The sequence below is a fragment of the endosymbiont of Galathealinum brachiosum genome (assembly GCA_003349885.1).
Classification (GTDB): Bacteria; Pseudomonadota; Gammaproteobacteria; order SZUA-229; family SZUA-229; genus SZUA-229.
Genome location: QFXC01000007.1, coordinates 270,970 through 286,173, shown reverse-complemented (window position 1 = coordinate 286,173; position 15,204 = coordinate 270,970). Strand labels below are relative to the sequence as shown.

The window sequence follows — 15,204 nt, the reverse complement described above, 5'->3', positions numbered from 1 at the left end:
AGTTTAATGAAGTATCCAGTTGCACAGCATTTAAATTATTCGGTTATCAGTTTGTCTGGTGAAATTGATTTGAATGAATCACCAAATGTAAGAAAACAAATATTAGCTTACATAAAGAAAAATTCGAATTTATTAATAGATTTATCACTAGTCGAATATATTGATAGCTCTGGTGTAGCGAGTCTGGTTGAAGGTTTGCAGACTGCTCGATCTAAAAAAATAAACTTTGCACTGGTCGGTGTGAGTGATTCTGCGATGCAGGTTTTACAGCTGGCTCGTCTTGATTCGGTATTTACTATTTATGATTCTCTGGATGAGGTTGAATAGAGGTATGACGCGTACAAAATGAAACGCCGAATTGAAAAACTGGGGCAGGTTGCGGTTGGAGCGGTTGAAGAGCTCGGCTATGGCGTCATGTTATTTATTGAATCAGTTTACTGGCTAATAATGGGCTGGTTTAATAAACAGCCTGTCAGTTTGCATCTTATTTTTACTCAGGCAGTACAGATAGGTGTAACCGCATCACCTATTGTTATCGTGTTGTGTTTTTCAGTAGGAATGATGCTTGCAATACAGGGGCTGGAAACACTCAAACCTTATGGGGCACAGGCGCAGGTTGTAACGGGGATTGCAGTCTCAGTGACACGTGAGTTCGCAGCTTTAATTACCGGTATTATTGTAGCTGGGCGTTCAGGCTCTGCTATCGCAGCACGAATAGGGACGATGAAGGAGTCACAGGAGATAGATGCATTACGAGTGATAGGCATAAACCCGGTGCGCTACCTTGCTGCACCTGCACTTGTAGCGATGCTTGTGGCGATGCCGGTATTAACTATTTTTGGTGATTTAATGGGAATGTTAGGTGGGGCAGTATATACATCTTACGAACTAGGTATGCCTGTAGACGTGTATATGAGTCGAAGTTTTGATGTGATTACCCGCTTTGATTTAATGCAGGGTATTTTTAAGAGCATCGTGTTTGCAATACTGATTGTTATTGTCAGTGTGCTTAATGGTTTTCAGGTTAAAGGTGGGGCTGAAGGTGTAGGGTTGGCAACTACTCGTTCGGTGGTTATGTCTATAAGTCTTATTGTAATTGCGGATATGATTTTTACTTTCTTTTTAACCAGAGTTTAGAGTATTTATTATGCAAGCTGAAAACAACCAGAAAGTAATTGAAGTGAGTGATCTGATTACGCATTACGGAAGTAAAAAAATACTTAATAGTGTTAGCCTTGAAGTGAATAAAGGCGAAATCATGGTTATTATGGGGGGGAGTGGTTCAGGTAAAAGTACTCTTTTACGGTATATGTTAGGGCTTAATAAACCAACTGCAGGTAGTATTAAATTACTTGGCAAAGACATTACCAGAATGACCTCTAACCAGCTGCATCAAATGAAAAAGCAGATTGGAGTGTCTTTTCAGGGTGGTGCTTTGTTTGGTTCCATGAGTGTATCTGAAAATATTCAGTTACCTTTAAGCGAACATGCAAACCTGGATGAGAACACCATGCGAATAATGAGTCAGATGAAACTGGAAGTTGTTAACATGGCCGGTTTTGAAGACTTAATGCCGTCCCAGTTATCCGGCGGTATGATTAAACGTGCCGCATTAGCCAGAGCAATTATCCTTGATCCGAAACTATTATTTTTTGATGAGCCCTCAGCCGGACTTGATCCGGTTGTGTCTGCAGAGCTTGATGAATTAATTCTGCGCCTTAGAGATGCAATGGGTATGACGATTGTAGTTGTTACCCATGAACTGGAAAGTGCATTTAATATTGCTGACAGAATTACTATTTTAGACAGGGGGGATATATTGATGTGTGGTACGGTAGAAGAGGTGAAAAATAGTGATAATCATCGTATCTATAATTTACTTCATAGAAAACCGCGTCGAGATATAGTTGATGTTGATGAATATTTGCAGAGATTGACGGGTAAAAGTCTGGATTCGGTACCTGAAAAATCAAATTTAATTAATCCTAATCATTCAAGATATTAGTTAATAATATGAAAAAAGAAAATACGAATTATTTTATGGTAGGAATTTTTGTTCTAACCGGTTTAATAATGTTATTTGTTATGTTGTATAAAATAACGGGTGGACAATCAGAATCAGATGAATATTTTGTTGAGTTTAATAACGTAACCGGAATAAAAGATGGCATTGTTGTCACGTATGGAGGTTATGCCATAGGTGCAGTTAAGGGTGTAGAACCTATATTTGATACCAATAAAACGGTTTATAAATTAACCTTATGGGTGAAATCCGACTGGAAAATACCAGCTGATAGTACAGCTCAAATTGTGATGCCAGCCATTATTTCAGATAAACAAATAGAAATAACTCAGGGAAGTTCAAAAAAATATTTATCTCCTGGAGATACACTGGAAAGTGCAGAAGCGGTTGATATTATGGAGCTGGTTGATTCAATTGCTTCTCAATTAAATGATTTTATTCCCCAGTCAACAAATAATATAAATAATTTAATAGCAAAATTAAATTATTCTGCGGATAAGGTGTCGCTTTTATTGAGTGATAATAATGTGCAACATTTAAATAATTTATTCAAACATGCCGATTCATCCGGTAAAAGTTTATCAGAACTGGCTGCTGGTTTTACAAGAATCAATAAACAGCTTGATAGCATTCTTACAAGAACTGATCTGATCCTGAATGATAATAGTGAAGATATTCGCTATACCGTAATAGAACTTAAAAAATCTATTGATGTTGTTTCCAGTCGCATTGAATCAGTTATGTATAATCTGGATGCAACCAGTCAGAACATGAATGAGTTCAGTCGAGAATTACGTAATAATCCGGGTGTGATATTAGGCAGTAAACCACCCACTGATAAGTAAGGAATATCAATGTTTCGATTAATATTATTACTCCTTTTAGTGAGTAGTATCTGGAGCTGTAGTCTGGGTGGTGGCCCTGCACCTACCGATCACTTTTATCGCCTACCTGAAGTTGCACTGGATTCTCAGGTTGCATCTTATAAATCGATAGTGGTTAAAGCGGTAAAATCCACGGGCTTATATCATGAGCGGGCTATTTTATTTATAGAAAGTGATAAACCATTAGAGCTACAGCGTTATCATTATAGTTTCTGGTCAACCACACCTGCTGAGTTAGTACATAATGCGTTATATCAGGGAGTAGTATCCAGTGGTATAGCTGATCAGGTTAATCGTGACTTAACAGAAAATCGACCTGACTTTGTTCTGGATACCCGAATTATTCATTTTGAGCGAATAATTAATGGTCAAACTGTAAATATAGAAATTGAACTTGAAGTATCTGTGAAAAGTGGAAGCCTCACTGGTGACACCTGGACTAAGCGTTACAAAGTAAATGAGGCGTTACAGAATACTGATATGCATAGTACTGCAGAAGCCTTTGGGGCGGCTTTGACGGCAATATCTAATGAATTGATCGAAGATCTTCTGAGTAAAAAATAACCAGTTAATCTATTGAATTAGTATTAAAGAAACTCATGTCCTGGCCGATATATTAAAAAGTAGCCTATTAGTGCAGGATATTCATATGTATATGTCACATCATCAGGCTGTTCGACAGCAGGGTGCTTACCATCAATTTAATGGCGTCGTTTTTAGCGATATCAGCTTTGGATTTATGCCGGCATTTAAAAATTTAAAGAACCAGCATATACATCTCTCACAGGACCGTAACGGTGAATTATCCGTCATGCATTTATTTGATGGACTGCCTGAATGCTGGATAAAAGAGAGAGATGATAAAGGTGTGGCATTGACCCTAAAAGAAGAAGTTATTGCAGGTTTTATGCGAAATGCACAGTTTTATACATTAAGTGAAATTGTGAATAATATTAAGGATAGTTGATCTAGTTTTTAAACTTAATTATTTCATATGAATCAATCATGATGCCTGAAATTTCATGTTGTTTAATTTTTGTATGATAGTTGTCAGTATTTTTAATCTGCTCCCAGGCAGTGTCAGTAAGTAAAATATTGTTTTTATCGGCTATATCTTCACCTAACTTGCTTGCACGATTGACAGGCTCACCCCAGTAATCGGTATCTTCAAGTAATAAATATTTTCCGTAATCAATTCCAATAGATAAATCTATATCAAGATCATCGTGTGTTGTTCTATTGGTCGCGTCGATCGCAACAAATATATACTTTACTGCTTTTAATGCTTCTTCTACGGTATTGAATCGGGCAAAACAGTTATCGGCTTCAAACTTAACGACGCTTCCATTGTGTTCTTTAATAATAGGTTCAACGATAATTTGCATTCTTCTTACCATTGACAGGTAGTAAATAATGCCCTTTTCCTGTGATGCCCGGGTAAAACCACACATATCTATAACGCATACAGCACCGGTTTTACCAAATTCTTTCCAGATAGAATCTTCAATTTTTTGTCGTCTATTGTCATCTCGATATGTATTGAAATCAAACAGGTGAGAATTTAAACAGGATAGAGATGGCATATAAGTTACCTATATATATTTTATAATTTACGATTTATTCGTTACCATAAAATAATGTTTGTATAGTTTTTGTTGTTAGATATCTATTGAGTTAAACGTTTAGGTCTTCCGTTATAGACTGCCCCCATTCCTGCAGTTCATGCAATATCTTCTTTTTATTGTTATCAATTGAATCGTCTTCCAGTCGTTCAGTTAATAATTTATTGTAAACTTCAAAACTTAAATTATTTTTTGTTTCATTATCAGTGAATCTGTTTGTTCGGTACTCATTCCAGCGGATATTTTCATCATTACTCAAACTGCCAGGGTAGTTACGTGCGCGATAACGGAATATCATTTCAGGAATTCGTTTATCTTTAAAATTAAAATCAACATTCGCTAATTCGGCTTCTCTTAACTGGCGTAAATCATCCATGCGTTTTTTATCATCAGGACTAAAAAATCCACCTCCATATAAACTTTTATCCGGATCAGTTTCAGGTGAAAATGGGTTGTGACTGAAAATCTGGTTCAGCTTTTTATTCAGGTCAGGTATGTCCTGTAGCATTTTAAGGTGTTCTGTATATTGTTGTTGATTGATTTCAGTTCTTTTAGAAGATGCTTCATCAAGTGTTTTAACGGGTGCAATTACCGGACATTTGTTTATGTGTATCGTTTTCAGAGGAATACGTTCAACGCCTTCAGGTAATTGATCTCTGGGTGTATACAGGCGTTTTATAATTTCTTCGGCACTGAGATTTTTCAAATCTTCAGGTGAAAATCGTAGGTCAAAAACTATAATGCCATTTTTATTGGTTGGGTGCTGAGCAAGGGGGTAAACGACCGTGGTATTGCAAATTGTGCTTGGATACATTCCGGAGGTGTGAAGAACAACCTCTGGTTTATATAAATTAAGCATTTTAGAAATCTTCTGCTTCTTTTTATTTTCAAATACGAAATCAAATAATCTGGGTTGTTTATCTTTAATTAATTTAGCCAGTGCAATCGTGGCATATACATCTGATAATGCATCATGTGCAGCTTCGTGGCTGATTCCATTTGCCTTCGTAATAAGCTCTAGTCGATTGCTTGCAATGCCATTTTCATCAACTGGCCATTCGATGCCTTCCGGACGCAGAGCCCGGGTCATTCTGACTAAATCAATAATATCCCAGCGAGAACAACCGTTCTGCCATTCACGAGCATAGGGATCAAAAAAGTTTCGGTACAGGCTGTAACGGGTAAATTCATCATCGAAACGTATACTATTAAAACCAACAACACAGGTATTAGGTGTAGCAAACTCTTTTTCAATAAGAGAAATAAACTCGGCTTCAATTAAACCATTCTCAAATGTTTTCTGTGGGGTAATACCTGTAATCAGGCAGGCTTCAGGATTAGGTAAAATATCATTACTTGCTCTGCAGTAAATATCTACAGGCTCTTCAATAATATTGAAGTCCATATCAGTACGAATGCCGGCAAACTGTGCAATTCGATCAGTTCTGGGGTCAGTACCGAAGGTCTCATAGTCGTACCAGTATAAACTTGGGGAGTGCATGATTATTATATTTTTTTAATGGAGTAGAGCTGAGTTTGAATTGATAAAATTGATGTGTCAAATGATATTGTTATTTGACTTAAGTAGGGTGGATATTAATAGATATCAGTAAGTATGTGGTAGATATATTATGATATCCGGCTGGATTAACTGTGTAATTAATCCAGCCGGATTGAGTTGTATTAAATTAGCCTTTCTGGAAGAACTGCTTTCTAAACATGCATGCAAACCAGAAACTCACCGTGTATAAAACGCCTGCTATTGCTGTCCAGCCCAGTATTGCTTCAGTTGAACGTCTTGTCTCAATACCATCGTAAGTGCCCGTAATAATCATATATATAGCGGCAACGGTAATAACCAGGCCAATTAACATATTAATTCTAAATATACGTTTAAATTTTTGTAGAATAGTATCAGACATCTTTAGTAACACTCCGTGAGAATAAACCGGAATGTTGAGTGTCAACTTCCAGAATAGTAGTTAAATTTGTAAGGTCTAATATATTAATGTACTGAAAAAACCGTATTGATATATATCAATACAATAAATATCAACCTGTTAATTGAGTTCTAAATACTGATATAACGTTATCTAGCCTGTCTGTTACTTTGTCCAGATCTGATTCTGCAGTGTGAAGGGACTCTGTGCTAAGTGAGGTTTTTTCTGCAATAGTGCTGATAGAGGCGATATTATTAGCTATCTCATGGGAGGTGCTGCTTTGCTGTGCGCTCGCGGTAGCTACCTGCCCTAAAACATTATTGATGTTATTTATTTCTTCTTTAATCTTGTTAAGTGAGTTTGCAACTTCTTCCACCTGGGCGCTATTGTTGTTTGCTTCGTCTATAGATGAAGCCATAACTGTAACCGCATTATCAGCGCCATGTTGTAATTTATCTATTAACTCCTTAATCTGGTCTGTCGAGTCCTGTGTTCGGCTGGCCAGGGTGCGTACTTCATCAGCTACAACAGCAAAACCTCTGCCTTGCTCTCCAGCTCTAGCCGCTTCGATTGCCGCATTAAGGGCTAATAAATTGGTCTGATCTGAAATGTCACGGATAACATCCAGTACCATACTAATGTTATTAGTATCTACCTGCAGAGAATGAATAACTTTTGCTGAATTATCAAGATTCTGTATTAAATGCTTCATTCCATTTAGTGCTGCATTAGATTTATCAGATCCGGTTTGAGTATCAATGTCTGCATGTTTTGCAGATTCAGAAGCTGCGGATGTGTTTTTAGCAACTTCTTCTGATGTTAAAGACATTTCTTCTGCTGCAGTTGAGACGAGTTCAGTTTCCTTGTTTTGTTGTTGTATATTTTCTGTTGTTACCTGAGTGACAGAAATCAGGTTGTTAGAAGTGCCGTGTAATTCTGACACGGAAGATCTAATTTCATCGATAATTGATTTCAAACTTTTGCTGAATTGATTTACTGTTTTCCCCAGACGACCAATGTCACCTGCTCGATTTTCATTCATGCGTAATGAGAAATCTCCACTCAGGATGTTTTTTAAGATACTGTTGATTTCCAGAACGACTGTATTGATTTGTTTACAAGTTATTTTCGCAGTGATAAAACCAGTTAATAGTGAAATTATTAATACAATAGAAATTAAACTTAACGTGTTTTTAGTTTTTGAAATAAGTTCATTGTTTCCAGATTCAACCTGATATTTTTGATAATCAATCATGGAATCTATTTGAATGCTTATATCATTCATTAACGGAGTTATTTCATTTTTAATTAAACTCACGTCTTCTCGCCATTTATTGTTTTTTAAAATATTAAAAATAACATTTATGTATTTGAAGTATTCATCTGATATTAAATTTAGTCTTGGTATGCCTTCTTCCTGTTCAAAGGTGAATAAGTCAGAGTTTTTATTAAGCGCATCCATCATGTTTTTATTCTGATCAATATAGATTGTTAGCTGATTTGTGCGTTCAAGATTTGGATTGGCGAGAAATGTTCGTAATAATGCGACAATACTCATCCAGTTCTGTCTTAAATTATTTATCTGTTGAAGATGTTCTCGACGTTCATTCGTTGCATCTTCATCAAATTCTGACTCAATCATTTCTGAAAATATCTGTAGTGTTTCCTGATACCTTGGGTTTATTTCAGAATTAGCTATTTTCATTGCAGGGTAATTTTCAATAAAGTTTTTATTAAGAAAATTAATCTTTTCCTGATGTTTAATAAACTGGTTAATTAATTTCTCAAGCTTAAGAGACTCATTCTGCATATTTACATCTTGTTGAACTGCAGGTAAGTCATTGTATTTTTTTAGAGAGATTACTAATGTATTCAAAGCATGAGTAAATTTTTCAGAATATTCAGGTGTTTTATTTATTATATAAAGCCCCATAAGACTGGTGGTGGACTGAATATGTTCTTTAAGCGTTAGAGCGGATAACATGGCCGGTTGTGCGTAGTCAGCAATACCTGTAGCCTGATTTTGTACCTGCAAGAGTCTAAAATATGAGATTGATGAAACGAGTAAAATGAGCAGCATTATGCTTATAAAACCAGCCCATATCTGTTTGCGAAGAGAAAGCTTGCTGAATATTTTCATAATCTAGCCTCGAAAATAAACTCTTGTCTTTTTTTCATTTAAAAACAAAAGCTTATAAATTTATTTCAAGATTTGTTTATTACTAATATATAGACTATTTTAATTGATTTATCAGCTGGTTATATTGCGATAAATATCAGCCACTTTGAGGGGCAGCTGTTTTACGTCATCAAGTACCACATAACTGGCACTGCCATACATGGTTTTTAAATAATCCCGACCCTCTTTGTCGATAGTGATGCAAAAGGGGTGAACGCCTTGTTGTCGTGATTCAAGCAGAGCCATTCGGGTATCTTCAATACCATACTCACCGCGATAACCATCATAGTCTTCCGGTTTGCCATCGGATAAGGTAATCAGGATTTTAGTTTTAGCTTCAACTGTTTCAAACATCTGATTGAAGTGACGAATAAATACCCCGAGACGAGTATAGTCCTGAGGTTTTATATTGCCTATTCGGCCTTTAGTTTCATCATCATACTCATCCTCAAATGTTTTGACCGGATAAACTTCGCAGCGTTTACGTGTGTTTCCAGTAAAACCGTAAATAGCATAACGATCACCCAGTGTTTCAAGGGCTTCACTTAACAGAACCAGTGATTCACGTTCTGCATCATTTATCCATCCTTTGGTTGAACCACTCATATCGACCATAAATATTACGGCGATATTACGTTCTTCTTTATGCATTTTGGTGAAGGTGTTTTGTGACATTTCAAGTCCGCTGGCCATATCTGCCCAGGCCTCAACGAGTGCATCAATATCAATATCATCACCATAAGGCTGTTTTTTTAATGTTTTATCTTCACCGCGTAATATTTCAAAAGTACGGCGTAAATTTTTTATTAAACCGGCGTATTTATTAACAGTATCTTTTACAAAACGAGTGTTACCCGATGTGAGCTTAACTTCACGCAGTGCACACCAGTTTTTCTTATATCTTTGTCTGCGGTAATCCCATTCTTTATGTAAATATGCGCCTTCTTCATGATAGGTTCCTGCCCAGACATTTTCATCTTCTGATTTTTCAGCTTCCGCTATTACTTTGTAGTTACCATCTCCTGCGGCGACCAGATATTCATCAGGAATTTCTCCTAGATCCTGAATTATAGAACTCATTAAGCTTTCAACACCGTCAGGCGGTTCAATTGACTGACCATCAAGCTCTAACCGATACTTAAAACCTTCAGGCATATCAGGGTCAGGGATTTCATGTGCACTGATTTCACGTCTTTCTTCTTCGGTGAATTCACTGGCTTTTTTATCTTTTTTCTCTTCTAGTACATGTGCTATAGCCTGACGAAATAAGTCCTTTTCTTTTATTAAACGTATTTCACGTCTGAGTTCAACCTGCTCAGTCTGTAAACAGCCTGCATAAAAATTTAACCCGGGAGCCTGTTGATGAACAACCTGAGGTAATAATTTAAGTACATCCTTAACGCTGCTTTGAAGAGTGATGGTTTTTTCCAGGTTTTTTTTCTCTAAACCTGTAATCTCTATATCGCAGACTCTGGTGTGGCCAGCCAGTTCACATAAACGTTGCATTTGTCGGTGTATACCAGGTAATTCGTGTTTTATTTTTTGATCAAGGCGAATCATTTCCATTACATGAAACCATTGCAGTGCAAGCGCCGGGTCATCATGTTGTGACAGTGTTTCTGTTAGATTATTGTGCCAGGTACCAAACCAGTTTTGAGCCCATAAAAAAACCACAGTGCATTTATATAACTGAAAGTTGTCATTTTTTTCGGAAAAACGATTTACCATGCCAGGGAGGAAAATGGTTTCTGTATCGGTATAGGTTTTTTTATCACTTTCAATTTTAAGTTTTCGACCATTTAGGCCGACAACAAAATGCTCAAGCATATTGCAAACTTCATCAAAGGCAATGCCAGTGAGTTTCTGTTTTGCATGATTGGCTACTGATTCCAGTTCGTCCAGTTTCTCTATTGCACCGTAAAGGCCTTTGCTGTCAAATACATCAATGGCCTGATCGAGCCACATCTCAATGGTGTCAACTTCCATTAATTCAATTGCACGTTGCAGACGATTGGAAAACTGGAATGCAAGACCGCTATTTGTGCTGGCGGCTTTTTCAACAATCACCAGCAAAGCATCCTGTGTTTGAATATCAAACTGGGTCAGGTGTTGTATAACTGACTCATTTGCTTCAACAAACATATCATCGAAACGCTCTTCGATTTCTGCAAATGTAAAGGGGGGTAAACTCATTGTATTATTTTAAAACAGTGAGGAACTGAGTTCATTAATTGCGGCAAGCATTTCTGGGTCATCTGTCAGTGCCTGAGAAATAGATGTATGGCAGGCATCAACTGGAGAGATTCCGGCAGATATTAATTTAGCAGCATGTACCAGTAAACGCGTACTTGCTCCTTCTTCAAGACCACTGCCTTTGAGGTTTCGTGTCATATGGGCAAATTTAACCAGACGCTCAGCTAATGATTGATCAATGTCAGCTTCCGTTTTGATGATTCGGGTTTCCAGTTCGGCAGACGGATAATCAAACTCAAGTGCTACAAATCGCTGGCGTGTGCTTTGTTTTAAATCTTTTAGTACGCTCTGGTATCCCGGGTTATATGAAATTGCCAGACAAAAATCATCTGTTGCTTCAAGCACTTCACCTACTTTTTCCATGGGCAATACACGGCGATCATCTGCCAGAGGGTGAATAACTACAGTCGTGTCCTTACGGGCTTCAACAATTTCATCTAAATAACAGATGGCACCGTTTCTGACTGAGCGTGCCAATGGGCCATCTATCCATTTTGTTTCACCACCGGATATCAGAAAACGCCCCACCAGATCTGATGCGGTTAAATCATCATGACAGGACACGGTAATCAGGGCTTTTTTTAAGCGCCAGGCCATATGCTCCATAAAACGGGTTTTGCCACAACCTGTCGGTCCCTTAAGCAATATAGGTATTTTTTGCTTGTATGCGGCCAGGAATATATCTATTTCTGACCCTACCGCTTCATAGTAAGGCTCGTCTGTAATAAAGCATTCTTCTGGCTTGAGGGATTTGGCAATGTCGTTCATTAATGGCTCCGGGGGCAAACAGGCAGAAATTTTAGCTGGTTACTGTTTGAAAACTGGTTATTTTTTCTATTCGTCATGAATTTACAGGTGGTGCTTAAGAAATACAATAGTAAGCCGATATAGATAATTAGAAAGCAATTAAAATGACAATTATCTCTCTTATTTACTGCAATGTCTGAAATCGTTATTTACCAAAATAATAGATCAGAAGGACGTCATCATGAATACTCTATTTAACGGCACTGGATTCGGTTCGGGTAATGGGTTAGATTTGCACGCCTTAAATAAACCTGAATTTAAACAAGGTTATTCTCAACATTCAGCACCATCTAAATCGCCAGTTGAATTACTGGAAAACCAGCTTAATAAAAAACTCTCCGGGTTTGCACCGGTGAATCAGGTAAATACTGCTGACTTTACCCCCAAGGCCGTTGCAGATCGTATTCTGGGTTTTGTAGAAACGGCAATTAATCAAAGGGCTGGTAGTGAGCTTGAAGCGCAGAGTATGTTGCAACAGGCGAAAGAGGGTATAAGTCAGGGATTTGAAGAGGCTAGAGAGATACTAAGTGCTATGCCTCAGATGACAGATGAAATTGCTGCACAGATTGATGAAACAGAATCACTGGTTTTTAAGGGTTTGGAGAGTATTGGAAGTACAACGATTGATACTCCACGACAACAACAGATAGGCCGGATAATTTCAGAAAGTGGCTCTTTAACAAGTCAGTTCAAACAGAGTAGTCAGGCTACTATTGAAATAGTTACTCAGGATGGTGATAAAGTGGAAGTGAGTTATTCTGCGTTTATTGAGTCGGCTTCAAGTCAGCAATATAGCAGTAATCAACAGGGTGAATCAGCCTCATTTGAGTATTCAAATATTTCATCAGCTTCTTTTCAGTTTAGCGTGCAGGGTAATATTGATGAAGGTGAGAAGCAGGCAATTAATGAACTGTTGAATAATGTAGGTGATTTAGCAAATCAGTTTTTTAATGGTGATGTGCAGGCCGCATTTAATTCAGCAATGGAACTGGGTATTGATAATAAAGAATTGAAAAGTTTTGCTTTAGATTTTCAGCAAAGTACTTATGTTGAAGTAATGCAGACTTATCAACGAACAGAATTGATTGATGATTCAGTAGCATCACGTTCTGGTGGAGGGTTTAGTCCCGCACCTGCAATCAATGTATTGTCTCAGTTAGAGGAGTTGATTGAGGTGGCAAAAGAAAATGCGTTAATAGAACAGCCGGAAAAGGCAATTAAGTCTTTACTGACTGATATGTTAGATTTATTAAAACTGGATGTTGATCTCCCGGTAAAAAATTATATTAAAAGTATTATTGATGATACCTGAAATAAAATATTATCTACTCCTAAAAAGATAAGTTTATTCTTGTCTCTGCCGGTTATGCACAGAAAATCCTAAAGGTAAAAACTGATTCCAGACAGAGAATGTAATAATATAGTTCGTTAATAATGTATTTTATAAAATTATTAATTTATATACGGAAACAGTTTATCCTCTTCCAGATTTATACGTTTCGTCACTAGATGAAAAATGTTTTTTGTCTCTTCCACAAAGGCTTCATTACTTGAAAAATCATGAGGCACATTACACCAGTGCTTGGCATATGACTTCATAATGCCTGTTAACTGGTTGGTGTTATTTATAAACTGCACAGCCACTTCGTGAGCACCATTATCATTTTGTGGTAATAGCTCTTTAATTGCGGTTCGTCCTTCATGATTTAAGTGCTCATTAACAGAGCTTGAGAAATCTTTTAATAAGTTGCAAAAAACGGGATTTTTACGTAATTCATTATGATTAAGTAAGTGTGCGAGTATTTCAATGGTATTGGATATACCCTGATTTTCCTGAAGAAGCTCTTCTTTAAGTGTCATTTTTTGCTCCATTTCTTCGTAAAGTTAAGAGAAAAATATTCTTAATTAAGAGCCTAGTTAAGGCTGCTGTTTTTGTTATTGCTTCACATCAATTACATGATTTATAAGATGTTGGCGATATTCTAATGTCTGTGGGTTGCTACATATGAAGTGTTAATTTGCATTATCACCGCTAATTACTACCCCGGCAAAATCATCTGCATTATGTTTAACATCATCAACAAGCAGGTCTTTTTGAAGTGCATCTTCATCAATTGTGGCGCCAAGATGTTTTACAATGGTACGCATATCAATTTCGGCATTTTCGATGCAGGATGTGCCACCGGGTGAAGGTGTCATATTGAAAATTCCCCCGATACCGGAATCTATTTTTGCTTCACCCATTAATAATTCGCAACGATCTTTATCTATTAACTGAGGCCGAATACCGCCAACTTTATTAGCGAACTTTAAATCTCTTAAATTTAATGAAGGGATTATTTTTCGAACATCTTTTAAGAAAAGAACTTTTCGTATAAAAGGAATTTCAAAAAGCATATTTTTAAACATATAGTTTCTAATGTCGCTTACTTTTAATAAATCCCATAGCACTTTAGCTACACGACTGTCGAACCGAAAAACCTGAAGAAAATCTGGCAGGGTTTTTAAGTTATACCGCTCAAGTATTGGCAGGACTAGTGCTGTTGGGCCAAATCGAGTTGCACCCGGTACGAGAACGTCAGGGTCACCATGAATTGCTGCAAAAGGCAGTGCATCGTTTTGAACGGTATAAACCTTGCCATTTAAAACGTGTGGGGTGAAATAATAACTACCGGCAATTGGGAGTACTGAATAGTGGTGTCCATAACCCATATCATGAGCCAGCTTAAGGCTGTGGCCACCGGCGCAGACAACAAGAGATTTAGTTCGATAACAGACACCGTTTGTTTCAACAATAAAACCGTGTTTATCGATTTTAATATGATCTACATATTCATTGTAATGAAGGTCGATGGATTTCTCAGGGTGCTCATTTGCGATAATTTCTGCCTGTCTGACAAAAGAGCGGGACAGGGCTTCGAAATTGACAGCGGTATATTCATCGGTTGAACCCAGAGCAATTATTTCATCTTCTCGAAATTTGTGATTATTCATCGCCACATTGGGCTCGATGCGGGCTATGGCTTTTTTATCAAGAAGCTTTAAATAAGGGTAGTGTGGGCTGAAGAGCTTGAATCGTTGTTTTAAAAGATCACATTCTTTTTTGCCTACACCAAGTACCATTTTTGAGTATTTAAATATGATGTGATGAGCATCTGGCTGCGCCACAGCATAATTGCGTAACATGCTGGCTGCGCGTTGAACTTTCAGTGCTTTATCCAGACTATAATTTGTTTCGATGTCGCCACAGTGCAACGTCTGGCTGTTATTGCTGGATAACGAGTTGACACGAGCAGGTGCTGAATATTTTTCAATAACTCCGATATGTTGAATATTTGTATATTTGGTGGTGAGATAAAGCAGTGCACTACCGGAAACACCGGCACCAATAATTAACAGATCGTACTGGTTTGACATAGGTTTCCAGTGGGTGAGAGTTATTAATAATTAAGATGAATTTTAGCCTAGTTTGATGCTGTTTTGGGTTAAAATGCGG

15 protein-coding genes are annotated in these 15,204 nt (G+C 37.3%); 7 read left to right on the top strand and 8 right to left on the bottom strand.

Annotated features, from left to right (window positions below; genetic code table 11):
* The first annotated feature begins 6 nt into the window (after window positions 1-6).
* The 6 genes from DIZ80_03945 to DIZ80_03920 all read left to right on the top strand — a co-directional run bounded on the left by DIZ80_03945 (window position 7) and on the right by DIZ80_03920 (window position 3,874).
* Entirely contained in the window at window positions 7-327 is a 321-nt protein-coding gene (locus DIZ80_03945) for an anti-sigma factor antagonist (protein RDH84630.1), read from the top strand.
* Window positions 328-345: 18 nt separating this feature from the next.
* Window positions 346-1,137, top strand: coding sequence for an ABC transporter (locus DIZ80_03940; GenBank protein RDH84629.1), 792 nt, complete (start codon window positions 346-348; stop codon window positions 1,135-1,137).
* 10 nt (window positions 1,138-1,147) lie between these two features.
* Window positions 1,148-2,005, top strand: coding sequence for an ABC transporter ATP-binding protein (locus tag DIZ80_03935; GenBank protein RDH84628.1), 858 nt, complete (start codon window positions 1,148-1,150; stop codon window positions 2,003-2,005).
* A gap of 8 nt (window positions 2,006-2,013) precedes the next feature.
* The gene (locus DIZ80_03930) at window positions 2,014-2,868 is read left to right on the top strand and encodes a hypothetical protein (GenBank protein RDH84627.1); all 855 of its coding nucleotides are present in this window, start codon (window positions 2,014-2,016) and stop codon (window positions 2,866-2,868) included.
* A gap of 9 nt (window positions 2,869-2,877) precedes the next feature.
* Window positions 2,878-3,471, top strand: a complete 594-nt coding sequence (locus tag DIZ80_03925; GenBank protein ID RDH84626.1) for a hypothetical protein — start codon at window positions 2,878-2,880, stop codon at window positions 3,469-3,471.
* 85 nt (window positions 3,472-3,556) lie between these two features.
* Entirely contained in the window at window positions 3,557-3,874 is a 318-nt protein-coding gene (locus DIZ80_03920; protein ID RDH84625.1) for a hypothetical protein, read from the top strand.
* Between the two features lies 1 nt (window position 3,875).
* Here the strand turns inward: DIZ80_03920 and DIZ80_03915 are convergent, their stop codons facing one another.
* From DIZ80_03915 to DIZ80_03890, 6 genes are all read right to left on the bottom strand, one after another.
* Window positions 3,876-4,490 (bottom strand): adenylate/guanylate cyclase domain-containing protein, encoded by a 615-nt coding sequence (locus tag DIZ80_03915; GenBank protein RDH84624.1) that lies wholly within the window; start codon window positions 4,488-4,490, stop codon window positions 3,876-3,878.
* 91 nt (window positions 4,491-4,581) lie between these two features.
* Window positions 4,582-6,030 carry an exodeoxyribonuclease I gene (locus tag DIZ80_03910; protein ID RDH84623.1) on the bottom strand — a complete coding sequence of 483 codons (1,449 nt, stop codon included), beginning with the start codon at window positions 6,028-6,030 and terminating at the stop codon, window positions 4,582-4,584.
* Window positions 6,031-6,217: 187 nt separating this feature from the next.
* Window positions 6,218-6,451: a hypothetical protein gene (locus DIZ80_03905; protein RDH84622.1), complete on the bottom strand. Its 234-nt coding sequence runs from the start codon at window positions 6,449-6,451 to the stop codon at window positions 6,218-6,220.
* Between the two features lie 130 nt (window positions 6,452-6,581).
* On the bottom strand, window positions 6,582-8,609 hold the full coding sequence (locus DIZ80_03900; protein RDH84621.1) for a hypothetical protein: 2,028 nt from the start codon (window positions 8,607-8,609) through the stop codon (window positions 6,582-6,584).
* Between the two features lie 111 nt (window positions 8,610-8,720).
* Window positions 8,721-10,841 (bottom strand): hypothetical protein, encoded by a 2,121-nt coding sequence (locus DIZ80_03895; protein RDH84620.1) that lies wholly within the window; start codon window positions 10,839-10,841, stop codon window positions 8,721-8,723.
* 9 nt (window positions 10,842-10,850) lie between these two features.
* Complete coding sequence (locus DIZ80_03890) at window positions 10,851-11,669, bottom strand: AAA family ATPase (GenBank protein RDH84619.1); 819 nt, start codon at window positions 11,667-11,669, stop codon at window positions 10,851-10,853.
* 220 nt (window positions 11,670-11,889) lie between these two features.
* On the opposite strand from DIZ80_03890, the gene DIZ80_03885 reads away from it, so the two are divergent.
* Window positions 11,890-13,020 (top strand): hypothetical protein, encoded by a 1,131-nt coding sequence (locus DIZ80_03885; protein RDH84618.1) that lies wholly within the window; start codon window positions 11,890-11,892, stop codon window positions 13,018-13,020.
* Window positions 13,021-13,160: 140 nt separating this feature from the next.
* On the opposite strand, the gene DIZ80_03880 is transcribed toward DIZ80_03885, so the two are convergent.
* Both DIZ80_03880 and DIZ80_03875 read right to left on the bottom strand, forming a co-directional pair.
* Complete coding sequence (locus tag DIZ80_03880) at window positions 13,161-13,568, bottom strand: hypothetical protein (GenBank protein RDH84617.1); 408 nt, start codon at window positions 13,566-13,568, stop codon at window positions 13,161-13,163.
* Window positions 13,569-13,721: 153 nt separating this feature from the next.
* Window positions 13,722-15,125, bottom strand: a complete 1,404-nt coding sequence (locus DIZ80_03875; protein ID RDH84616.1) for a malate:quinone oxidoreductase — start codon at window positions 15,123-15,125, stop codon at window positions 13,722-13,724.
* Between the last annotated feature and the right edge of the window lie 79 nt (window positions 15,126-15,204).

Excerpts from the sequence above, each read along its gene's own strand:
- DIZ80_03905 (RDH84622.1), bottom strand. The coding sequence starts at position 6,451 with ATGTCTGATACTATTCTACAAAAATTTAAACGTATATTTAGAATTAAT.
- DIZ80_03910 (RDH84623.1), bottom strand. The coding sequence starts at position 6,030 with ATGCACTCCCCAAGTTTATACTGGTACGACTATGAGACCTTCGGTACT.
- DIZ80_03915 (RDH84624.1), bottom strand. The coding sequence starts at position 4,490 with ATGCCATCTCTATCCTGTTTAAATTCTCACCTGTTTGATTTCAATACA.
- DIZ80_03875 (RDH84616.1), bottom strand. The coding sequence starts at position 15,125 with ATGTCAAACCAGTACGATCTGTTAATTATTGGTGCCGGTGTTTCCGGT.
- DIZ80_03945 (RDH84630.1), top strand. The coding sequence starts at position 7 with ATGAAGTATCCAGTTGCACAGCATTTAAATTATTCGGTTATCAGTTTG.
- DIZ80_03930 (RDH84627.1), top strand. The coding sequence starts at position 2,014 with ATGAAAAAAGAAAATACGAATTATTTTATGGTAGGAATTTTTGTTCTA.
- DIZ80_03920 (RDH84625.1), top strand. The coding sequence starts at position 3,557 with ATGTATATGTCACATCATCAGGCTGTTCGACAGCAGGGTGCTTACCAT.
- DIZ80_03925 (RDH84626.1), top strand. The coding sequence starts at position 2,878 with ATGTTTCGATTAATATTATTACTCCTTTTAGTGAGTAGTATCTGGAGC.
- DIZ80_03940 (RDH84629.1), top strand. The coding sequence starts at position 346 with ATGAAACGCCGAATTGAAAAACTGGGGCAGGTTGCGGTTGGAGCGGTT.
- DIZ80_03880 (RDH84617.1), bottom strand. The coding sequence starts at position 13,568 with ATGACACTTAAAGAAGAGCTTCTTCAGGAAAATCAGGGTATATCCAAT.
- DIZ80_03885 (RDH84618.1), top strand. The coding sequence starts at position 11,890 with ATGAATACTCTATTTAACGGCACTGGATTCGGTTCGGGTAATGGGTTA.
- DIZ80_03890 (RDH84619.1), bottom strand. The coding sequence starts at position 11,669 with ATGAACGACATTGCCAAATCCCTCAAGCCAGAAGAATGCTTTATTACA.
- DIZ80_03900 (RDH84621.1), bottom strand. The coding sequence starts at position 8,609 with ATGAAAATATTCAGCAAGCTTTCTCTTCGCAAACAGATATGGGCTGGT.
- DIZ80_03935 (RDH84628.1), top strand. The coding sequence starts at position 1,148 with ATGCAAGCTGAAAACAACCAGAAAGTAATTGAAGTGAGTGATCTGATT.
- DIZ80_03895 (RDH84620.1), bottom strand. The coding sequence starts at position 10,841 with ATGAGTTTACCCCCCTTTACATTTGCAGAAATCGAAGAGCGTTTCGAT.